The sequence below is a fragment of the Blautia hansenii genome, from assembly GCF_013304445.1.
GTDB lineage: Bacteria > Bacillota > Clostridia > Lachnospirales > Lachnospiraceae > Blautia.
Genome location: NZ_JAAITA010000010.1, coordinates 68,733 through 91,116 on the forward strand (window position 1 = coordinate 68,733; position 22,384 = coordinate 91,116).

At 45.7% G+C, this 22,384-nt stretch carries 22 protein-coding genes; 2 read left to right on the forward strand and 20 right to left on the reverse strand.

The features are described from left to right. Positions 1-16 precede the first annotated feature (16 nt). The 6 genes from G5A70_RS09125 to G5A70_RS09150 form a co-directional block, all read right to left on the reverse strand. A complete protein-coding gene (locus tag G5A70_RS09125) occupies positions 17-856 on the reverse strand; it encodes an ABC transporter permease subunit (RefSeq protein ID WP_173749367.1) in 840 nt (279 codons plus the stop codon). Positions 857-939: 83 nt separating this feature from the next. Beyond that, complete coding sequence (locus G5A70_RS09130) at positions 940-1,812, reverse strand: carbohydrate ABC transporter permease (RefSeq protein WP_173749338.1); 873 nt, start codon at positions 1,810-1,812, stop codon at positions 940-942. After that, positions 1,809-2,924 (reverse strand): ABC transporter ATP-binding protein, encoded by a 1,116-nt coding sequence (locus G5A70_RS09135; RefSeq protein ID WP_180211130.1) that lies wholly within the window; start codon positions 2,922-2,924, stop codon positions 1,809-1,811. Before G5A70_RS09135 ends, G5A70_RS09130 begins: the two co-directional genes overlap by 4 nt. A gap of 253 nt (positions 2,925-3,177) precedes the next feature. Continuing rightward, positions 3,178-4,572: an MATE family efflux transporter gene (locus G5A70_RS09140; RefSeq protein WP_226853594.1), complete on the reverse strand. Its 1,395-nt coding sequence runs from the start codon at positions 4,570-4,572 to the stop codon at positions 3,178-3,180. A 164-nt stretch (positions 4,573-4,736) separates the two neighbouring features. Continuing rightward, a complete protein-coding gene (locus tag G5A70_RS09145) occupies positions 4,737-4,886 on the reverse strand; it encodes a glutamyl-tRNA amidotransferase (RefSeq protein WP_173749340.1) in 150 nt (49 codons plus the stop codon). Between the two features lie 220 nt (positions 4,887-5,106). After that, the gene (locus tag G5A70_RS09150) at positions 5,107-5,634 is read right to left on the reverse strand and encodes a hypothetical protein (protein WP_173749341.1); all 528 of its coding nucleotides are present in this window, start codon (positions 5,632-5,634) and stop codon (positions 5,107-5,109) included. 136 nt (positions 5,635-5,770) lie between these two features. Here G5A70_RS09150 and G5A70_RS09155 point away from each other — a divergent pair, with 136 nt between their 5' ends. Next, the gene (locus G5A70_RS09155; RefSeq protein ID WP_173749342.1) at positions 5,771-7,294 is read left to right on the forward strand and encodes a PucR family transcriptional regulator; all 1,524 of its coding nucleotides are present in this window, start codon (positions 5,771-5,773) and stop codon (positions 7,292-7,294) included. 175 nt (positions 7,295-7,469) lie between these two features. Next, a complete protein-coding gene (locus G5A70_RS09160; RefSeq protein WP_173749343.1) occupies positions 7,470-8,459 on the forward strand; it encodes a uroporphyrinogen decarboxylase family protein in 990 nt (329 codons plus the stop codon). 75 nt (positions 8,460-8,534) lie between these two features. On the opposite strand, the gene G5A70_RS09165 is transcribed toward G5A70_RS09160, so the two are convergent. The 14 genes from G5A70_RS09165 to ureA all read right to left on the reverse strand — a co-directional run bounded on the left by G5A70_RS09165 (position 8,535) and on the right by ureA (position 22,352). Beyond that, the gene (locus G5A70_RS09165) at positions 8,535-10,484 is read right to left on the reverse strand and encodes a TIM-barrel domain-containing protein (protein WP_173749344.1); all 1,950 of its coding nucleotides are present in this window, start codon (positions 10,482-10,484) and stop codon (positions 8,535-8,537) included. 201 nt (positions 10,485-10,685) lie between these two features. Beyond that, positions 10,686-12,608, reverse strand: a complete 1,923-nt coding sequence (ftsH, locus tag G5A70_RS09170) for an ATP-dependent zinc metalloprotease FtsH (protein WP_173749345.1) — start codon at positions 12,606-12,608, stop codon at positions 10,686-10,688. Positions 12,609-12,743: 135 nt separating this feature from the next. Continuing rightward, a complete protein-coding gene (locus G5A70_RS09175) occupies positions 12,744-13,478 on the reverse strand; it encodes an RNA polymerase subunit sigma-70 (protein WP_173749346.1) in 735 nt (244 codons plus the stop codon). A 71-nt stretch (positions 13,479-13,549) separates the two neighbouring features. Beyond that, complete coding sequence (locus G5A70_RS09180) at positions 13,550-14,764, reverse strand: LL-diaminopimelate aminotransferase (protein WP_173749347.1); 1,215 nt, start codon at positions 14,762-14,764, stop codon at positions 13,550-13,552. 13 nt (positions 14,765-14,777) lie between these two features. Continuing rightward, a complete protein-coding gene (locus G5A70_RS09185) occupies positions 14,778-15,329 on the reverse strand; it encodes an ANTAR domain-containing response regulator (RefSeq protein WP_173749348.1) in 552 nt (183 codons plus the stop codon). Positions 15,330-15,358: 29 nt separating this feature from the next. Beyond that, complete coding sequence (gene glnA, locus G5A70_RS09190; RefSeq protein ID WP_173749349.1) at positions 15,359-16,690, reverse strand: type I glutamate--ammonia ligase; 1,332 nt, start codon at positions 16,688-16,690, stop codon at positions 15,359-15,361. Positions 16,691-16,785: 95 nt separating this feature from the next. Continuing rightward, positions 16,786-17,577, reverse strand: a complete 792-nt coding sequence (locus G5A70_RS09195; RefSeq protein ID WP_173749350.1) for an urease accessory protein UreD — start codon at positions 17,575-17,577, stop codon at positions 16,786-16,788. A gap of 2 nt (positions 17,578-17,579) precedes the next feature. Further along, positions 17,580-18,188: an urease accessory protein UreG gene (gene ureG, locus G5A70_RS09200; RefSeq protein ID WP_173749351.1), complete on the reverse strand. Its 609-nt coding sequence runs from the start codon at positions 18,186-18,188 to the stop codon at positions 17,580-17,582. Positions 18,189-18,211: 23 nt separating this feature from the next. Further along, a complete protein-coding gene (locus G5A70_RS09205; protein ID WP_173749352.1) occupies positions 18,212-18,904 on the reverse strand; it encodes an urease accessory protein UreF in 693 nt (230 codons plus the stop codon). Between the two features lie 21 nt (positions 18,905-18,925). After that, positions 18,926-19,405 carry an urease accessory protein UreE gene (locus tag G5A70_RS09210; RefSeq protein ID WP_173749353.1) on the reverse strand — a complete coding sequence of 160 codons (480 nt, stop codon included), beginning with the start codon at positions 19,403-19,405 and terminating at the stop codon, positions 18,926-18,928. Between the two features lie 12 nt (positions 19,406-19,417). After that, complete coding sequence (locus G5A70_RS09215; RefSeq protein WP_173749354.1) at positions 19,418-19,924, reverse strand: AmiS/UreI family transporter; 507 nt, start codon at positions 19,922-19,924, stop codon at positions 19,418-19,420. Positions 19,925-19,939: 15 nt separating this feature from the next. Then, positions 19,940-21,661, reverse strand: a complete 1,722-nt coding sequence (ureC, locus tag G5A70_RS09220) for an urease subunit alpha (protein WP_173749355.1) — start codon at positions 21,659-21,661, stop codon at positions 19,940-19,942. 12 nt (positions 21,662-21,673) lie between these two features. After that, positions 21,674-22,036: an urease subunit beta gene (gene ureB, locus G5A70_RS09225; RefSeq protein ID WP_173749356.1), complete on the reverse strand. Its 363-nt coding sequence runs from the start codon at positions 22,034-22,036 to the stop codon at positions 21,674-21,676. A gap of 13 nt (positions 22,037-22,049) precedes the next feature. Then, positions 22,050-22,352, reverse strand: coding sequence for an urease subunit gamma (ureA, locus tag G5A70_RS09230; protein WP_173749357.1), 303 nt, complete (start codon positions 22,350-22,352; stop codon positions 22,050-22,052). Positions 22,353-22,384: the final 32 nt, after the last annotated feature.

A 22,384-nucleotide genomic window follows, 5' to 3' on the forward strand; every position in this document is an offset into this window, starting at 1 on the left:
TCTCCTTTTTTGCTTTTTAGCCTTTGACTGCTCCAGAGAACATGCCTCTGATAAGCTGTTTCTGTCCTACGATAAAAATAGAAATGGACGGAATAATTACAATTACCACACCTGCAATCATCAGGGTAATGGACTGGGAATCAATGCTGTTCAGCATACTGATACCAATCTGTACTGTTCTCATCTGGTCTGAACCTGTTACCAAAAGCGGCCACATATACATATTCCATGCATTAATGAACGTGTAAACCGCCATAGCTCCGATTGCCGACTTGGTAAGCGGAATCAAAATCCGCACAATGAATCTCAGATTGCCGCAGCCGTCCAGCTTGGCAGATTCATACAGGGAAATCGGAAAGGTCATATAAAACTGACGGAACAGGAAAATTCCCATTGCTGATGTCAGATAAGGTACAATCAATACAGAATACGTGTCCAGCATCCCCAGATTTCCCACCGTCAGATAGTTGGAAATAATCGTTGCCTCTCCGGGAACCATCATGGTCGCCATAACAATCATAAAGAGTACGCCCTTTCCCTTAAAGTCCAGAAAGGAAAAGGCAAATGCGGCCAGAGAACAGGTCACAATCTGACCCAGGGTAATACACCCCGCCATGATAAAAGAGTTTAAAATAAAACGAAGCAAAGGTACATTGGTCATGGCGTCTTTAAAATTGCTGAAGGTTGGATTTTTGGGAACTAAATTCAAATCCATGGTAAACAGTTCGCCGGAGGGCATAAATGCAATGCTCACCGCATATAAAAGAGGCAGCAGCACCACAAAAGCCAAAACAAAATTGGCCGTCACCCGCAGTCCTGTGCGGGCTCTGCGCTTAGCCAAAGCCTTGCTGTTCATCTGACGCTTCAATTCCAGAAGCTGTTCTTTCGATATAGAATTTTTCTGTTCCGGATGTTCCAGAACCAGATTTTCGCTCTGTATCACGAGTATTTCACTCCTTTCTTTTCTATGCGGAACATCACCAGCGTAATCAGCATTACAATGAAAAACAGGATAACAGACTGAGCCGCCGCACTTCCAAATCTGTAGTTAAAGAAAGCGTCACGGTAAATGGAATACACAATGACATTCGTGCTCTCATTTGGTCCGCCTTCTGTCAAAATTTTAATCTGTCCAAAAGACTGGAACGCCTGAATAATATTTACTACCAGAGTGTAAAACATAATCGGGGAAAGTCCCGGCAGCGTCAGTGTAAAAAATTGCTGCACACCGCTGGCACCGTCTACAGAAGCTCTTTCGTAAATGGTTTCATCAATGTTTCCAAGCCCTGCGGAAAAATACAGGAAATTAATACCGCTGTTGAGCCATGCGGTGAGAATAGCCACACAGTAAAGGGCTGTTTTAGGGTCATTCAGCCAGTTAATATCAAGCCCCAGCAGCTTATTCACAATGCCCACAGAAGGATGAAGCATAATCTGGAAAATCATGGCTGCAGAGCTGGACGCAATGGCCATAGGCAATGCATACGCCGTACTGAAAAACCGAATTCCCGGAAATGCCTTGTTGCAGAGAACTGCCGCAATCAGCCCCAAAAGCATACTTCCCAGAACCACAATCACCACAAATATCAGTGTTACCTTTAAGCTGTTCCGAAAGGAAGCAGAACTGAGCAGTTCTGTATAATTGCCAAGACCCACAAACAGCTTTGCTTCTCCCATTTTGTTGGTTTTATAAAGACTCAGGTAAATGGTCTTAAAAAACGGATAAAACAGAAATACCGCAAAAACTGCCATACATGGAAGAAGATAGCCGTAAGGCGCAAGATTTATTTTCTTCTTTTTTCCCGTGTTCATGCCTGCACATCCTCCCTGTAAAATAAATTTTCTTCTGTTTCCATATCAAAAACATGGATTTTCTCTGTATCAAAGTAAAGAGTAATCTTTTCCCCTGTCTGGGTCTGATTTTCCGGGCTGAGCCTTACCGCATGGGTCCTTTCCTGGGACTCATAGTAAAGAATCACCTCTGCCCCCAGCATTTCCCTGGTTACCACCGTTTCCTCCAGGCCCTGGCAGTTCTGGGCAAATCCCTTCTCCACAGCCTCTTCATATTCGTAAATATCCTCCGGACGAATACCCAGAATCACTTTCTTTCCGTTTTCTTTCTGTCTTACCAGCTCTCCTCTTTCTCCGTCCAGATAAACCTTTTTGCCCAGTTCACTTCCTCCGGGGTACAGCACCGTTCTGCCGTCTTCCACAGACACCCAGGCCTCCAAAAAATTCATGGAAGGAGATCCGATAAAGCCTGCCACAAAAAGATTTGATGGAGAATTGTACACATTCTGAGGGGTATCTGCCTGCTGCACCACACCGTCCTTCATAACCACAATTCTGCTGCCCAGAGTCATGGCTTCCGTCTGATCGTGGGTTACATAGACTACTGTAGTTTCCAGTTCTTTGTGCAGCTTAGCCAGTTCAATACGCATCTGCGCCCTTAACTTGGCATCCAGATTAGACAGGGGTTCATCCATGAGAAAAGCTTTTGGTTTTCGGATAATGGCACTTCCGATTGCCACCCTCTGCTTCTGTCCCCCGGAGAGCGCCGCCGGCCTTCTGTCCAGCAAATGCTCGATTTCTAATGTTTTCGCCACCTTATGTACCTTTTCATCAATTTCCTTTTTCGGTATTTTCCTGATTTTCAAGGCATAAGCCAGATTTCCATAAACCGTCATATTGGGATACAGGGCATAATTCTGAAAAACCATGGAAAGCCCCCGCTCTCCGGGCTCATAATAATTGCACAGTTCCCCGTCTATCCATAACTCTCCGTCGCTGATTTCCTCCAGTCCCGCAATCATACGCAGCGTAGTGGATTTCCCACAACCCGAAGGACCTACGAAGATTACAAATTCTTTATCCTGTATTTCCAGGTTAAAATCTTTTACGGCATAATGTGCACCGTCATACATCTTGCAGACATTCTTTAATGCAATTCCCGACACCGATTTCTTCCTCCCTTAAAACTCCATTACAATTTCTCATATTTTACTTCTTTAACGCTAAGTCCGGGTTTTAGTTTAACGGGAATACGTCTTGGAAACTACCACAGTTTTCAAAAATCATGGTAAAATTTTTGTAAGACAGCGCAGTAAAATAAAAAAATCCCTGACAGCCGGACGTATTCTTTCTACGTCATACTGTCAGGGATTCCCTGTTTTTCTTTTATACTTCTACAATGTTCTGCAGCCAGACACCTTTTTTCACCAAAATAAATCCAATAAAGCACTTCACGATATCTGCAAGCTGTACAGCAATAAAAATATACACCACATACAAATTTGTAAAATGTCCCAGCAAATACGCAATAGGTACACTTACACAACATATAAACACGCTGTCAAAGAAAAAGGTAACTATCGTCTTCCCTCCGGAACGCAGGGTAAAATAAGCGGCATGCAAAAAGGCATTCTGCGGCATAAACACGGCTGTCACCATAATAAAATATTTCGCAAATTCCCTGGACTGGGCATTGGTATTGTAAAGCTGTGGAAACAGCGGTGCAATGGCCAGCATGACCAGCGCTATAAGAGTACAGCAGGCTACAGAAAAGGCTATCATCTTTCTGTCTGTGTCCTTTGCCTCTTCCATTTTGCCTGCCCCCAGAAGCTGTCCCACCACAATAGCCACAGAATCTCCCAGAGCAATAAATACCACATTAAACAAATTAGAAATCGTATTGGAAATGTTCATTCCGGCAACTACGTTCATGCCTCTGACAGAATAACACTGCAAAAGAATAGCCATGCCCGCCGCCCAAAGAGTCTCGTTCAGCAGCAGCGGCGTTCCCTTTATCAGAATCCTTTTCACCAGATATCCCGGTATCTTTGCAGTCTTATACAGACCTGAAATATAGGTATTGATTTCCCTGTGCCTGTGTGTCCAGCCCACTACAATAAAAGCCTCCACATAGCGGGACATCACGGTTGCAACTGCGGCTCCCGCCACACCCAGCTTTGGAAATCCGAATTTACCGTAAATCAGAAAATAATTAAATACCAGATTCACTATCACAGCCACAATACCTGCCTTCATAGGTGTAACAGTTCTTCCGCACTCTCTCAGTGTACTGGCATAAACCTGCACCAGCATAAACGGCGGCAGACCTATGAGCATAATTCTCAGATATTCTTTTCCATAGCGCAGTGCGGCAGCCACATCTCCTCCGTCCTGATTTCCGTTTAAATACATCTGAATGAGCGATTCCCCAAAAGTAAGAAACAGCAGAATCGTAATTCCCGTCAGAATTACTCCCATGTAAAGTTTAAACCGCATGGTATTTGCCACGCCTTCATCATCCTTCTGCCCGAAAAACTGTGCTGTAAAAATCCCCGCACCGGAAACCCCTCCGAAAATGCACAGATTATATACAAAAATCAACTGGTTGACAATGGCCACACCGGTCATCTGCTCTGTCCCGACCTGACCCACCATAATGTTGTCCAGAAGACTTACAAAATTCGTAATACCATTCTGAATCATAATCGGTACGGCTATGAGCAGCACCATCTTATAAAAACTTTTGTCTCCTATCAGCTTTTGTCTCCATGTACTTTTCATCACAATCCCCCTCTTTTGTCTGTTTCATGGTCGTAAGAGACATTATACCCCATGTCTCCGGCTGGATTCAAGACATTCCCACATTTCCACTGTTTTTAACCGCAAAAAAAGAAGAGACTGTGTTCTGCACACAAACCTCTTCTTTTTCGTCATTTTTACTCTTCCTATTTTGTAAAGTTAAAAATGCTGTGGTAATATTTATCTTCTTTGTCATTCAGTCCAAAAGGTGCAATCAAGGACTGTCTCATACAATAATCATGAAATTTCTGTTTAAAACTCTTCTTTCCCTCTGTTTTATTTTCTTTTGCTGCCATATAGCATTGCCTCTTTTCTTTTTCTTTGCATATTTAAAAGTTTCTCTTTACGATTCCTAATCATAGCACCTTTAAATCCCCAAAACAATACCCTTGGCAGCACTTCTCCCTTTTGACTTTTCGCACTTCAACGCGCTAATATAGTCAAAATTATTTTTGCATTTTCTCCGTTGTTTTTCGTTCACTTTTTATGCAAATTTCTCAACACTCCTCTTTTGTTTTATTTAGATAAAGAGCAGTTTGAATCTTGCAAAATTTCCGCTATGACCTCTTCCGGTTCTTCTAAATCCTCTGCGATTTCTGCCGTAGTTTTTCCTTTCTGTATCTTCTTCTGTATCAGTTTACAGAGCAACTCTCGCTTTCCTTCCTTCTTTCCTTCCTCCCAGGCTTCTTCCATCTCCTGCCTCATATGCTTTTCCTGGTCATACTCAAATATACTCATGCTCTTCGCCTCCACTCGATTCTTCTCCAGAAATTCTTTCAGTATCCCTTCCTTTATACACTCTTCTATGGCTCTCTCTACTGCCTCGGCCAGTTCCATTTCCTCCGCGTGTTTCCTCACTCTCGCCGTATATTCCGCGTATTCCCACAAGGTATGACTCATTTTCATCAGCTCTTTGTTGTGCCCGCTGTTTACATTCAGCATAACTGCTTTCAGCTCCAGACTGTATTCTTCTTTTATAGTATACAAATCAGACAGTCTTAAGATTTTCCTGTCCGGCTGTTCCTCCAGACCATTGTAAAACACTATAAAACGCGGCGGCGGCGCCGTGACAAAAGAATTTGCTGAACATATCGGCGCTGACGCTTACACAGAATCCGCTGTCGACGCGGCAGAACTGGCAAAAACCTTTATTGTCTGAGGAAAGGGGGAGAATTTTACTTTGCAGCTTACCTCTATTTTACTATATCAAAATTTGAAGGAACAATTTCACATTGCTGACTATCGGCTTTTATCCAAAAACCAACCCCTTGCCCGTCCCTTTTTCTTTGAGGCAGACAAGGGGTTTAAAAATAACCATATTTATCTCACAGACGCTATTTTAGACCTGGATGTTTTTTCATCCATACCAGAGGATGCCGTGCTGATTATCTGCCAGAAAGATGAGACCTCCCATCTCCCGGAGGGTCGTTTTTCCTGTCTGCTGCTGTCCTGCCATACTTCAGTTATTCATGTATTTAACTGTATCCAGTCTATTTTTGATTACTATGAAGAATGGGAAGGGCAATTGGTATCCATTTGTCATCAGAATGGTTCCTTGTCCGATTTACTGGAAATCTCCCAGCCCGTATTTAAAAATCCTCTGTGCATTATGAATATGGATTTTTCTCTGGTGGCCCACCGGGGACTTTCCCAGCTTCCCGAAGAACAGCAGATATTTGAAAATCATACGCTCCGTCTGGATTATATTCACGCATTGATTCAGGACGAAAATTTTCATCTGGAGGACGCTTCTCCAAAGCCTTTCCTCTTTCCGGCCTATCTTACCGGACACCGTTCTCTGAACATCCGCCTGTTTCTGGATGAAAAACCGGCATACCAGCTCTCCATTCTCGAAAACGGAACGCCTCTCACAGATGCAGACTGGTATCTGATTACCATTCTGGCTCATCACGCAGAGTACATTCTGCACCGTATGCAGTCAGAATCCTCTTCCCGCAGTACGACTCTGCAATCTATTTTTCAGAGCGTTTTATCGGACTGCACTGCCGATTACATGGGTATCAGCCATCTGCTCACCAATGTGGGCTGGCTGGCAGAGCATACCTATCTGTGCTCCGTCATTCAGACAGAAGGGCCGTCTTCCCTGAACGGGAATACCATATGCCAGTATATCAAAAATAAATTTCCCGCTTCCTGCAGTCTTGTTTTCAAGGAATATGTGGTAAGCTTCTATAACGAAACACTATTAAAAATGGAAGCGGAAGACATTTTCCGGGGACTTGTATATTTTATCCGGGACAGTATGTTAAAAGCCGGATACAGCCGTTCCATGTGCGGGCACATGAATCTGCGCAGGCAGTATCTGCAGGGTCTCACCGCCCTGACTCTGGGGCTGGAAATCCGTCCCCAGCTCTGGATTCATCATTTTAACCAGATTGCCCTGCCTTATATTCTCCGGCAGTCCGTAAAAACTTTTCCCGGCCATATGCTCTGTTACGAGAAATTACTGGATTTACAAAAATCCGACAAACTGCAGAATACGGAATACATGAAAACTCTGCGTGTCTATCTGGAACACAATCTGAATACTGTTCAAAGCGCCAAGGCTCTCTTTATCCACCGGAGTACCTTTCTGTACCGTCTGGAGCGAATTAAAAGTATTCTGGAAACGGATTTGGAAGACCCGGACGAACTGTTTTATCTGAATCTGTCCTTCCGCCTTCTGGATAATGAGGAAATGTAGGGTTTCCTACACAGTGTCGCAATACTAAAAGGATTTTACCTTATTTATACGGATTTACAGACTGCCGCCTTTCCTGTTATCATAAGGTCAGGCAAGAAGGAGCTGGTCCACCAACAGCCCTTTATGAGATTATACGGGTACAGTTCATGTACCCGGTCACAAGGAGGTATTGCGTATGCTCACAAAAAGGCAAAACTTATTAGAAACCGTCCGGGGCGGGAAACCGGACCGTTATGTAAATCAGTATGAAGCACTGGCTATGCTTATGAATAATCCTTATACGGTAAATAACCCGGCACCGGAATATGGGAAAGGTCCTATGAAAAATGCCTGGGGTGTAACCAATGTATGGCCGGAAGGTACGCCGGGCGGTTTCCCTATTCACGATGAGGAACACATCGTATGCAAGGATATTACAGACTGGAAAAATTATGTACACGCACCGCGGCTGGATTATTCTGATGCTGAATGGGAACCTTATATCAAAGCTGCAGAGGAAATTGACCGAAAAGAATATTTTGTTACTCAGTTCATAGCACCTGGTATTTTTGAGCAGTGTCATCATCTGCAGGAAATCCAGAACTGTCTGATGAATTTTTATGAGGAACCGGAAGCTACCCAGGAGCTCATTGACTACCTCACGGAATGGGAACTGCAGTATGCGGAAAAAATCTGCAGATACATAAAGCCAGACGCCATTTTTCATCATGATGACTGGGGCAGCCAGACTTCAACCTTTATTTCTCCTGCCATGTTTGAGGAATTTATTCTGCCTTCTTACAAAAAGATTTACGGCTATTATAAATCTCATGGAGTAGAACTGATTATCCACCACAGTGATTCTTACGCTGCAACACTGGTTCCATACATGATTGATATGGGGATTGATATCTGGCAGGGAACTATGAGTTCCAACAACATTCCGGAACTGATTGAAAAATACGGAGGTCAGATAACTTTTATGGGCGGTATTGACAGTGCCTCCATCGACAGACCCGACTGGACGCCGGAACTGGTAGATAAAGAAGTTCGCAGGGTCTGCCAGGAAAACGGTACAAAATACTTTATTCCATGTCTGACCCAGGGACTTGGTATCAGTACCTTCCCAGGTGTCTATGAAGCTACAAGTGAAGTGATTGAAAAAATAAGCAAAGAAATTTTCTAGGACAACGATTTTTATAAACATAGAAAAGGCCGCCGCTTTCCTACGACAGCCTTTTCTATGTTTTCACCTTTTTCTCTAAATCCGGCTCACTCCATCATCCTCATACAATTCATAGGACGCCCCTTCGTATCCCACATACTGAATACTGTCTTCCCGAATCCGGCTGACGCTTTCTGCCACATCAGCCACAGGAATGCATTTTCCTTTGCGGATAAACAGCGGTACTTCGTTCAGCGCCACTTCTACATAGTGATGTCCTTTTTCCAGTATCTCTTCATGGATGCTGCCGTCCGGCATGAATTTCACGAACATCATTTCTTCCGGCAGATAGACACAGCGTCCGTCTGCATTCTGCGTGTAAACAGGTGCAATCATGATTTCATTTCCCAGCATCAACTGGTCTTCCACAGTCCGCGCCCGTGTATCTTCCGGATACACAAAGGCCAGCGGCTTAAAGTACATATCATCCTGCAGCGCAGCTTTCATGTACTCACTGTACAGATATGGCACCAGACGATAGCGCACACCAATTACATGGCGGAAATCTTCTGCATTTCCAAAGCGGTAGCTTTCCTGCTCTCTGGTTCCCAGGGCAGAATGGTTTCGCATAAGAGGTGTAAATACTCCAAGGGCTGTCCAGCGCAGCACTAAATCCGCTGTGGCGTCTGCCCCAAATCCGCCTAAGTCCGCACCTGCATACAGGAAACCGCACATATTTAAGGAGGGCATCATTTTCAGATTCAGAAGCAGATGAGACCACCAGGATTTGTTGTCTCCTGTCCAGATACCGCCATAGCGGTGCATACCAATGTAAGAAGCTCTGGAAAACATGAGAATTCTCTTATCCGGCGCAATTTTCTCAAAGGCCTCTCCTGCTGCACGGGTCATGTTATAGCCAAAAAGATTGTGCACCTTATCATGACGGACTCTCTCTCCCTTTACCTTGTGATAAAAGCTGCGATAGTCCTCCGGGTCATTGCTCAAGTGCTGCAGTTTCTCGGTAATGCCGTAAGTGCCGCGGCTCTTGTCCTCTGCATAAGCGTCTACCATGTCCCGAAGTTCTTTTTCACCCTTTTCAGAGTAGAAAATTGCCGGCTCATTCATGTCATTCCAAAAGCCTTCGATTCCCTGAGAAGTCAGAATTTCATATTTACTGCCAAACCACTCTCTTGCCTCTGGATTCAGCACATCCGGAAAATGGGTCCAGCCCGGCCATACGGCTCCTACAAATTCTTTGCCGTCTTCCTGCTTACAGAAATACCCCTTGGCTTTTCCCTCTTCGTAGATATCATATCCATCCTCAATTTTTACCCCGGCATCAATAATGGGAATCAAATGGATGTCCTGGGCTTTCATTTCATCCACAAATGCCTTGAAGTCCGGGAAATTCTCTTTATTTACTGTAAAGTCTTTGAAGGATTCCATGTAGTCAATATCCATGTACAGCATATCCATAGGAATGTGATTTTCTCTGTATTGTCTCACCACTTCACGGAAATCCTCTGCTGTCTTATAGCCCCAGCGGCTCTGTCCGAAACCAAAAGCAAATTTCGGAGGAATATAGCTTCGTCCGATGATTTTACGGAACTGTTTCACAATATCGTAGGCAGAAGTTCCTTCTATGATATAAAGGTACAAATCCGCATCTTCACAGGTGATATCCAGACGGTTCTGCTGTGTATAGCCAATGTCAAAAGTCAAAGCAGACGGGTAATCCACAAACATACCAAAGGTTTCTTCCCCGGATACGATAATAAAATTGTGCGCGCCGTACAGAGACTTTTTGTCTTCTGTGTGCTCCGGGTCATCGGTACAGTTACTTATGTAAACAAAACCACGCTTATTGATGCCTCTGTTCGCCTCTCCCAGCCCATACACCATGTCCTTTTCCTGCATTTCGTAAGTAAACCGAAATCCTTTTTCCAGATTAATGTTTCCGTACTTCGGCATTCCTTCCGCACAGGGAATGTCCCGCACAACCGCCTCTGTTTCAAAAGGCTTTCCAAACTTGTATTTCTGAATCATTGTCCTTCTCCTTTACATAAACCATTGATGATAAGGTCATTTTAGCATTTTGCCTGGGATGGCTCAATAGGTGTTTTTTCTCATTTTAATGTAAAATTTCTTACTATTTTTAGCGGACACAAAACCTTTCGCCTATAGAAAAGGGACTACCACACGAATATTCGTACGATAGTCCCCGCTTTTCCTATAATAAATTTAGCTCTATTCTTCTTCCGCAGCCTCTTCAGAAACTTCACTGCTTTCTGTCTCTTCCGGTTCACTCATACCGATTCTCGGCTTCGTTTCCAGAATTCTCATGAATTCTTCTCCGGTAATGGTTTCGTGCTCATACAGGAATTTCGCCAGTTCATGGAGTTTCGCAATGTTATCTTCCAGTATCTTATAGGCCTTATCATGCTGTTTTTTAACCAGTTCCACAACTTTCTTGTCAATCAAAGTCTGTGTCTCAAAGGAGCAGGCCAGGGCACTGTCACCGCCCAGATACTGATTGGACATGCTCTCCATAGCCACCATATCAAATTCATCGCTCATACCGAAGCGGGTAATCATGCCTCTGGCAATCTTGGTTGCCTGCTCAATATCATTTGACGCACCTGTGGTTACGGAGTGGAAGATAAGCTCTTCTGCCGCCCTTCCGCCTGTAAAGGTTGCAATCTTATTCTCCAGTTCCTCTTTGGACATCAGGAAGTGCTCACCTTCATCCACCTGCATGGTGTAGCCGAGAGCGCCTGACGTTCTGGGAATAATGGTAATCTTGTGTACCGGGGCGGAATTGGTCTGCAAAGCGGCTACCAGCGCATGGCCCACTTCGTGATAGGAAACAATCAGCTTTTCCTTCTCAGACAGCACACGGCTCTTTTTCTGATAACCGGCAATTACCACTTCGATACTCTCTTCCATATCCGCCTGTGTGGCAAATTTTCTTCTGTCACGAACAGCCCGAAGCGCCGCTTCATTGACAATATTGGCCAGCTCTGCGCCGGAAGCGCCGGAAGCTGCCTTTGCAATTTCGTGGAAGTTTACATTATCGGAAATCTTAATTTTTCTTGCATGTACCTTCAGGATTTCTTCTCTTCCCTTTAAGTCCGGAAGTTCCACCGGAATTCTCCGGTCAAAACGGCCGGGACGAAGCAGGGCCGCATCCAGGGAATCCGGCCGGTTGGTCGCAGCCAGAATCACAACACCCTTAGATCCGTCGAATCCGTCCATCTCGGTCAGAAGCTGGTTCAGGGTCTGCTCTCTCTCGTCATTACCGCCCATGGCGCTGCCGTCACGCTTTTTACCAATGGTATCAATCTCGTCAATGAACACAATACAGGGGGCTTTTTCGTTGGCCTGCTTAAACAAATCTCTTACCTTGGCAGCGCCCATACCCACAAACATCTCCACAAATTCAGAACCGGAAATGGAGAAAAACGGCACATTGGCTTCTCCTGCAACGGCTTTTGCCAGAAGAGTTTTACCGGTTCCCGGAGGGCCTACAAGAAGTGCGCCCTTCGGCATAGAAGCGCCGATTTCTCTGTATTTTTCAGGGTTGTGAAGGTAATCCACGATTTCGGTCAGAAGTTCTTTCGCCTCATCCTCTCCCGCTACGTCTGAAAATTTAATTCCCGTAGAGGATTTCACATAAATCTTGGCATTGCTCTTTCCGAATGTCATAGCGCCCGGACCTCCGGCGCCTCCCATACCTTTCATCATCCGTTTCATAAACCAGCCGCCTACAAACCAGATAAATACAAAAGGAAGTACCCAGGAAATCAAAAAACTCACAAGAGGATTGGCTCTGTTCGGTATCTCAGAGGAGAACTTTACGCCCGCCTCCTGCAGACGTTCTACCTCCTGTCCGTCCGCAATACGTCCGGTCTTGCAAATCTGCTCTTTTCCGTTCTTGTCTTCACTCTCCAGGGAATAATAAATTGTATCGGATTCCAGATTTACTTCTTTGATTTTTCCATCATCCAAATCTTCCAGAAATTTATCATAGGATACCTGTTTAATACTTTTCTCCGCTATGGCCGGGGTAATAAATAAATTAATGACCATCAAAGCCACCAGAATAATCGCATACCAGAACAGCAGCGGTTTCTTCGGCGGCTGGGGTTTCTTTTTTTCTTCAACGTCCATTTCTATCTCCTCCGTTTCAGCACATGGCAGACACAAAAATCTGCTGTGCTATTCTTGTTATATCAACTATACGTCTTTCAAAGATAATATGCAATGAAGAAAACATGTTTATTCTATAAAAAAAGAATAAACCGCTTATTTATCGTCTCCGGTCAGCTTAATCACGGCTTCCATCTCCTCCGGATCCATGTCCAGAAAGGCCGCCAGTTCTTCCACACTGTATTTCACATTTTCGTCTTCTGTCAGTTCTTTCACCCTTGTTTCCAGATTCCGCACCTTTTCCACCAGAATATTGTCCTCTTTTTTCTGCTGTGTCTGGTCTTCAATAAAAAGGCGCATGGTACTTCTGGCCTCTTCCAGAAGCCACTTGGCAAGATTTTCCTGTTCTTCTGCGCTTTTGACAGCCATAAGAAGCCCCATGTTGCCCTCCTGCAGCAAGTCTCCGAAAAAGATTTCCCGACAGTTCAATTCCTTTGCCGCCTGAATCAAATCCTCCTGCAGACAGCGCAGCAGTTCTTCTGCTTCATAGTCTCCGCCTGCTTTCAGCGCCTTTAAAACAGCTTCTTTTTCCGCCTGACCTGGAAGTACAAAGCCCTCCAGGTACTCCTCCAGAAAGGCTTCTTCCTCCGGGGTAAGCGCCAGAATTTCCGCCGGAACATCTGCCTCTGCTTCTTTAGGACGGCTTTTGCTGTATCCCTCCACATAGATTCCCTGGACTTCGAGAAAATCATACACTTTCTGCAGTTTGTCCTTATCCATGCCCGGTTCGTCAAAAAACTGCTCTACCAACTCTGTGTGAACCTTTTTTCCATTCTGCATGGCTAAGGTCTGTATATCCTTTAATTTCTCCTGAAACTGATTAATATCCATAGCTGCCTCCTTATTGTTCTCTATACTATAAAGGTAGCTTAACACAAACCGTTCCGTCTGAAAAGCAGGGATTACATTTTCGTGATTCTGTCAATGGCTTCCAGCGTATTTTCATAGGTACCAAAGGCGCTGAGACGGAAATATCCCTCTCCATGGGCTCCGAATCCGCTTCCCGGTGTGCCTACCACATTTGCCGTCTTTAAAAGCTGGTCGAAAAAGTCCCATGAAGTGGTATTTCCCGGTGTTTTCAGCCATACATACGGGGCATTGACACCGCCGGATACGGTGTAACCCGCTTTTTTCAGGCCATTGTAAATGGCATGTGCATTCCGCATGTAATAAGCCACCTGCTCTTTCACCTGGGCTTTTCCTTCTTCTGTATACACGGCTGCCCCTGCTTTCTGTACAATATAAGGCGCGCCGTTATACTTCGTGCCATGGCGTCTTGCCCACAGAGCATTCAGAGAAATCTCCCCGGACTTCAATTCTTTCGGAACAACCGTGTATCCCAGACGCACCCCTGTAAATCCCGCATTCTTGGAAAAGCTGCGAAGCTCTATGGCACAGGTCTGCGCGCCTTCACATTCGTAAATGCTGTGAGGCACTTCTTCCTGGGTAATGTAAGCCTCATAAGCCGCGTCATAGATAATGAGAATTCCGTTTCTGTTGGCATAGTCCACCCATTCCTGCAGCTGTGCTTTTGTTACTGCAGCTCCTGTAGGATTGTTTGGAAAACAGAGATAAAGAACATCCGGCGTTTCCTTTGGAAATTCCGGCACAAAACCGTTTTGGGCTGTACAGGGCATGTAAATCATACCGTCAAAATTCTGCGTCTTGGGATTGTAGCCGCCTGTGCGCCCTGCCATCACGTTGGTGTCCACATACACCGGATACACAGGATCGCAGACAGCGATTTTGTTGTTCAAAGCAAGGATTTCCTGAATATTTCCGGAATCGCACTTGGCGCCGTCTGACACAAAGATTTCATCTGCGTCAATTCGGCATCCTCTGTCCTGAAAATCATTTTTGGCAATGGCTTCTCTTAAAAACCCATATCCCTTATCCGGGGCATAACCGTGAAAGGTCTCCCCGTGAGCCATTTCCTCCACCGCACTGTGCAGAGCCTGAATAATGACCGGCGCTAAAGGCTGCGTCACGTCTCCGATTCCCAGCCGGATAATCTCTTTTTCCGGATTTTCCTGCTGATATGCCGCAATTTTCTTCGCAATGTCGGAAAACAGATAGCTTCCCGGCAGTTTCAGGTAATTTTCATTTATCGTAAACATTTCACATTCTCCTTTAACATTCGTCATAAATCAGTGTCAATACCATCTGGGCCGTTTCCACCATATTTGTACCGCTGTCCATACTGCATTTCTGAATATAACGGAAAGCCTCCTCCTCGGAAAGATGATTTCGCTCCATCAAAAGCAGTTTGGCATTTTTAATATAATTCTCTTCCCTCTCTGACCGTTTCTTCGGCTTCTTCTTTGCTTTCTTGTATCTTTTCTCTGCCTGACCTGCCATCAGTTCCACTGTGTTGACCAGGTCGTAAATTTTCACAGGCGTGGTAATGGCCATAATACCGCTGCCTGCCGCACTTACCGTAGTGGCCGATCCTATCAGCAGCATTTCGAAATAATCCGGGATGCACTGTGCAAGCTGGGAATAATGCATATCCGGCAGTTTGTAGCTGCTGATAACCAGTCCCCTCTGATGTCTGTTTGCTTCAATCAAAGCTGCGGAAGCGGTATTGCAGGATACAATATTTTCAAATCCGTGGTCGGTGAGGATTCTGCGTATCCGCTTTGCATCTTCAATTTTTGGTAATGCCACAATGATGATGCTCATATACTGCTCCCTGCCTTTTCTCCTTCTGCTTATATCTGGTATAAATACTGCTCCAGCTCCCAATCGGAAACCTGTTTCATGTAGCTTTTCCACTCCTTTTTCTTCGCTTTCTTATAATGCTCAAAAAAGGCAGTTCCAAGTATTTCTTTCAGCCACACATCTTTTTCCAGTTCATATAAAGCGTCGCTTAAATTTTCCGGCAGGGAGTCAATTCCCTGACTGTTTTTCTCTTCCTCAGACATGCTGCGAATACTTTTTGTCAGTTCCTCCGGTATCTCCAGATTCCGCTCAATCCCATCAATCCCTGCGGCCAGGCAAAGGGCAAAGACCAGATATGGGTTTGCGGAAGGATCCGGGCTCCTCAGCTCGATTTCTTTCTCTCTCTGCCGTCTGGACGGCACCTTGATAAGGGCAGTTCTCTGTCCTGAAGACCAGGTAATCTCCGAAGGCGCCTCAAATCCCGGCACCAGACGTTTGTAAGAATTCACCAGCGGATTGAAAATTGCCGTCATGCCCTTGATGTGCTCCAGAATTCCCGCAATAAAAGCATAGGCTTCACGGCTGAGTCCCAGAATGTCGTTTTCGTCTTCAAAAATATTCTTCCCGTCCTTATACAAAACCATGTTGATGTGCATACCGGAACCATTGACCTCTTCTTTCGGCTTTGGCATAAAGGTAGCGTGAAGCCCGTGGCGCTTGGAAATGGTTCGCACCGCTACTTTAAAGGTCATCAGCTTGTCCGCGGTTTCCTGAACATCTGACATGGTAAAGTCAATTTCCTGCTGTCCGGGCGCAATCTCATGGTGGGAAGATTCCACATCATATCCCATTTCCTCCAGGGTAAGCACAATATCTCTTCTGGCATTTTCGCCCAGATCCACAGGACTCAAATCCATATAGCCCGCCTGCTCATGGGTGACTGTGGTGGGCATGCCGTTATCATCCGTGTGAAACAGGAAAAATTCACACTCGGGATTTACCATAAACGTATATCCCTTTTCCTTTGCTTTCCTTACGGTTTCCTGCAGAATATATCTGGGACTTTCTCTGTAAGGCGTGCCGTCCGCCTTATAAATATCGCAGATAAATCTTGCCACCTTCCCCTGCTGAGGACGCCAGGGCAGAATACAGAACGTATTCAAATCCGGATGTAAATACATGTCCTCCTCTTCGTTTCGATAAAAACCCTCCATGGAAGACGCGTCTATGACGCACTGGTTGTCCATGGCCTTTTCCAGCTTACTGAACGGAACCGCAATATTCTTCATGGTTCCGAACATATCGGTGAACTGGAGACGGATAAATTCCACATCCTCCTCTTCTGCCATCTGCAGAATATCTTCTCTGGTATACTTTTCCATAGTTTTTGCTCCTTTTACAAAAAGGGCGCACTTATTCAAATCTCTGAATAAGAACGCCCTTGTCCTTTATGGGTCGTATTATAGCAGTCCACATTTTAAATGTCAATGATTTTCCGTATCTGTGCAAACAAGTCTTCTATATGCTGTGCACCGTTTCCCAGAATCCGGACCGCCAAATCCATATCCGAAATCCGCGTCACACCGCCCTGAGTCTTTTCGTCCTCCTCCAGAAGTTCCCGGATTTTCTCCACTTTCTCTGACGTATTTTCCGTTCCGAACACCAAAAAACTGCCCATATGGGAAAAGCCTTCATACATGCCAAGTCCTGGCAGGTCCATGGTTTCAGGTTCAAAGAAACAGTTGTCCCTGTAAATCAGTTTCCCCTGTCGCCTTACATGAACCAGATTATGATAAAAACGGTATTCAAATTTTTCTCCTCTGGCAGCCCGCCCGCAGGACAGCACCTCCTGATACAGGAAAAGGGAACTTTCGTCTTCAAGCTCCGCCTCCAAAGTGCTGCGAAAGGCAGATTGTGCAAAGGGAATCACCGGCTGGGAACCGTAGTCCATGATACCGCCGTGCGCTACCCGAATACGGGCATTTCTCCTGGCGCTGCCCTGCTTCATCTTGTGGATTTTTTCATAAGCCTGGGCGGAAAACCGCAGTCTGCCGCCCTCCTTTACCTCTATGTCAAATTCCTGGGTATCCCCTTCCATAATGCCTGCTGAAGCGGACAAAAGCATGACATGCATAAAGTCTCCCGATTCGTAAAAGGGGCTCATAATCTTAAAGGGCGCGGTAAACGACACCTGTTCCAGTACGGTTTTCCCCTCTTTTTCCCCTGCCCTCAGGGTGCAAAGAGAAGTTCTTCCGAATTGATTTTCCATACTTAACATCCTTCCAGAAGTACGTTTTTCTGTATCCATTCCACAACCTTATCCGTGCCCTCTTCGCCCCGGATGTTGGTAAAGAGGAAGGGTCTGTCTTTCCGCATTTTTTTGGAATCCCGTTCCATAACTTCCAGACTGGCCCCTACATAGGGCGCTAAATCGGTCTTGTTAATCACAAGCAGGTCGGAACGAACAATGCCCGGACCGCCTTTTCTCGGAATCTTGTCCCCCTCTGCTACATCAATGACGAAAATAGTAGCGTCTACCAGTTCCGGACTGAAGGTAGCAGACAGGTTATCTCCGCCGCTTTCTATAAACAACAGCTCTATATCCGGAAAACGCTCCAGCATCTCATCTACTGCTTCCAGATTCATGGAAGCATCTTCCCGAATAGCCGTGTGGGGGCAGCCGCCGGTTTCCACACCGATAATGCGCTCTCTTGGAAGCACACTGTTTTTGCAGAGAAATTCCGCATCTTCTTTTGTATAAATATCATTGGTAATGACTCCAATACTGTACTGTCCTGCCATTTTTCTTGTCAGACATTCAATTAACGCCGTTTTGCCGGAACCCACCGGCCCGGCAACACCTATTTTCACATAAGACATGTTTTGTCCCCTTTCCTCTGTTATTATGACATATAAATTCTGGAATACAGCCCTTCATGCTGCATACACCGAATGTCAAATCCGGGAGCGCCTGCCCCCAGAAGTTCTGTTGGAAGTTCCTTCACCTGTTCCAAAAGGCGGCTCATTTCCTCTGTACAGGACACCAGAATCTGCTGTCCCGTGGTCTGGCTTAAAGGTATGCTTTTTACACAGTTGGTCACCATGGCAGACGTTTGGGCATAGAGAAAATGTTCCAGGCAGTCTTCCAGGGAAATGCCAATGCTGCTGCAGAAAATTCCGTAAGCTATGACATGATGTACGCTGCCGTTCTTTTTTTTCTCCAGATAGCGGAGAAAGACCGGTGTCTCATAGACAATTCCACAGTTTTTCAGTGTCTTTGCAAACCGGGAGCCCATCTTTTTGGACGCCTCCCGGATTTCTGACGGCACTTTTCCCGCCTCCAGCACTTCTTCCAGCTCCTGTAAGCCTTCCATATCCTGTGCCTGCCCCCGTTCCCAGGCCAGACGGCAGAAGAAAAGTTCATTGTACAGAAGATTCTGTGTCAGTTTGTTTCTGATATAGGATTCTGCCTCTGCTGCATTGGTGACAAGTTCTTTCTGAATATAAGTTTCCAGTCCATAGGAATGGGAATATCCCCCTATGGGAAACAGGGCGTCATTCACCTGCAGCAGCAGAAATTTACTCTTTTTATCCATACGCTCTCCCTTTTCCAGTTTTTAATGTGTATGGGAATTGATGGAGGCGGAGATTCTTTTGTCAAAATCCAGCGCCTGTTCTTTTACTTCTGCCTTTACGCCGTGGATTTTTTCCAGCATTTCCAATACCGGCTGTGTGTAGGGAGTGAGGAAAGTCTGTTCCTCCTCTCCCCACAGAAGTACGGCGTGACGGTTTCCGATTTCGTAGCAGACCTTGGCGGCCATTTTTTCATGGCCTTTGGTAAGCTTTACCTCAATGACTTTACAGGGCAGAATTTCCGCCGCCAGAAGTTCATCTCCCTCCTGCCAGAGAATATCTCCCGTGCGGATTCCTTTCGTCAGCACAGAATCGTCCAGACGGATACCCACTTCTTTTCCCGCTCTGCTGACCTTCTTGTGAATTCTTTTAAAGGCTTCATCCCATTCAAATTCCACATAATCTATCTTTTTTCCTGTTGTATCAATATCTTTTAGATTTCCCCAAATATTTTCACACAGCATGTTTTCTCTCTCCTACCACCAGTTTAATAACAGCATTACGCCCGGAATCCAGGCCGTTACCACGCCTTCAAACACCTGCAGGCAGGGCACAAATTTTCCCAGCTTCTTTCCCATAATATCCTCTACAAAAGCCGTTCCCCAGAGAATGGCCCACAGATACCAGATAGCTGCCCATCTCCAGTCCGGGGAAATATTCCATGCAGGAATTCCCAAAAAGCCTTCCATGGTTCCGAAAATCACAGCATTGACTGCCACGAAAGAAGAAAACCAGGCAAACGGACGGGTGTCCAGATGAAACAGATTGTTGGCAGCTACAAACAAGTAGGTAAAGCCAAAGAGAAGCCCGGTACCTGCCGCATAATAATTTCCCTGAGCCAGATTGACGAAGTTAATAAACAGGGAGAGACCGCCTGTGAAAATATTCATCACAGACGCTGCTTTCCCGTCTATGCGGCAAAGACCGCAGATACCGTTGTTAATTAGCACAATTCCTACAAAAAGCAGACAAACTCCTAACATATTCCCTCTCCTCTTCTAGAATAAACTGTAAAGCTGTGTCAGTGGAAGACTCTTAGCCGGTTTGGAAGTAATCGAAACGCCGTCTGCCTTTACCTCGTAGGTTTCCGGATCCACCGTGATTTCCGGTGTGGCGCCGTTGAATTTCATATCCTTTTTGCCGATATTTCTGCAGTTTTCTACTGGAAGCACCATTTTCTCCAGTCCGTATTTTTCCTTTACGCCGCCTTCTGCTGCCGCTTTGGATACAAAAGTAATGCTGGTTTTGTATTTTGCCTTTCCCTGGGCTCCGAACATCGGACGGTAGATAACAGGCTGTGTAGTCGGGATGGAAGCGTTGGCGTCACCCATTTTGGAAGCCACAATCATGCCGCCTTTTAAAATCATTTCCGGCTTCACACCAAAGAAAGCGGGATTCCACAGTACCAGGTCTGCAAATTTGCCCTCTTCCACAGAACCTACATAGTTGGAAATTCCGTGGGTAATAGCCGGATTAATGGTATATTTGGAAATATATCTCTTTACACGGAAGTTGTCGTTTCCATTGGCTTCGTCTTCCAAAAGGGCGCCTCTTTCGTCTTTCATCTTGCTGGCAGTCTGCCAGGTTCTGGTAATGACCTCACCGATACGTCCCATAGCCTGGGAGTCAGAGCTCATCATACTGAAAACGCCCATGTCGTGAAGTACGTCTTCTGCCGCAATGGTTTCCGGACGGATTCTGGAATCTGCAAAAGCCACGTCTTCGGGGATTTTCTTATCCAGGTGATGGCATACCATCAGCATGTCCAGGTGTTCGTCCAGAGTATTTACCGTAAACGGCATAGTGGGGTTTGTGGAGGAGGGCAGTACGTTTTCTGTGGCTGCCGCACGGATAATATCCGGCGCATGTCCGCCGCCTGCGCCCTCAGTGTGGTATGTATGGATGGTTCTTCCCGCAATGGCGTCTAAGGTATCTTCCACGCAGCCGCCTTCGTTTAAGGTGTCCGTGTGAATGGCAACCTGTACGTCATATTCGTCCGCCACATTTAAGCAGTGGTCAATCACAGCCGGAGTGGCACCCCAGTCTTCGTGAATTTTCAGTCCCATGGCGCCCGCTTTTACCTGTTCCTCCAGAGGACCTTCATCAGAGCAGTTTCCCTTGCCCAGAAAGCCCAGATTCATGGAATACTCCTCTGCGGCCTGAAGCATTTTTTCCATATTCCAGGGGCCTGGTGTACAGGTAGTTGCATTGGTTCCGTCTGCCGGACCTGTGCCGCCGCCAATCATGGTAGTAACACCGGAATACAGCGCACAATCAATCTGCTGCGGGCAGATGTAATGAATATGTGTGTCAATGCCGCCTGCAGTGACAATCAGACCTTCTCCTGCCAACGCTTCTGTGGATGCGCCTACAATCATCCCCGGAGTCACCCCGTCCATGACTGCAGGATTTCCTGCCTTGCCGATACCCTTGATTTTGCCGTCTTTAATTCCGATATCCGCCTTTACAATCCCTGTATAGTCTACAATCAGGGCATTGGTAATCACCAAATCCAAATCTCCGTCGCTGCTTTTTGTTTTTACAGACTGTCCCATGCCGTCACGAATGGTTTTGCCGCCGCCGAACTTGATTTCGTCACCGTAATGGGTATAATCTTTTTCCACTTCAATGACAAGACTGGTATCTGCAAGTCTTACTTTATCCCCTGTAGTCGGGCCGTACATTGCCGCATATTTTTCACCGGAAATTTTTGTGCTCATTTGTCTGCCTCCTTACTCTAAAAAACCTTTTCTCGCTGCTGTCTCAAGTGCTGCCTTCTTCGTATTTTCGGATACCTGGGCACAGGTCAAATCGTTAAAACCGAAGATGCGCTTTGTACCGCCCATTTCCGTAAGCTGCACTTCCTTTTCCTCTCCGGGCTCAAATCTTACCGAAGTACCGGAAGGAATGTCCAGATGGTATCCATATGCTTTTTCCCTGTCAAATTTCAGACATCTGTTGACTTCAAAGAAGTGAAAATGGGAGCCTATCTGCACCGGTCTGTCTCCTACATTGGACACAGAAAGCACAAGACTCTTTTTCCCTTCGTTTAAGGTAATTTCTCTGTCTAAAGCCATGATTTCTCCGATTTTCATCCTTATTTCCTCCTTATTGAATCGGGTCGTGTACCGTTACCAGCTTGGTACCGTCCGGAAAAGTTGCCTCTACCTGTACCTCATGTACCATGTCTGCCACACCATCCATAACGTCTTCTTTTGTCAAAAGTTCTCTTCCGAGACGCATAAGTTCCACCACGTCTTTTCCGTCTCTTGCCAGTTCCAGAAGTTCTGAACTAAGGAAAGCCACAGCCTCCACATAATTCAACTTCAGTCCTCTGTCTTTTCTCTCTTTTGCCAGCATACCTGCCATATGCAGCATTAATTTTTCCTGTTCCTTAGGATTGAGTCGCATGAATTTATCCTCCTTGTCTTGTTCTCTTGTGT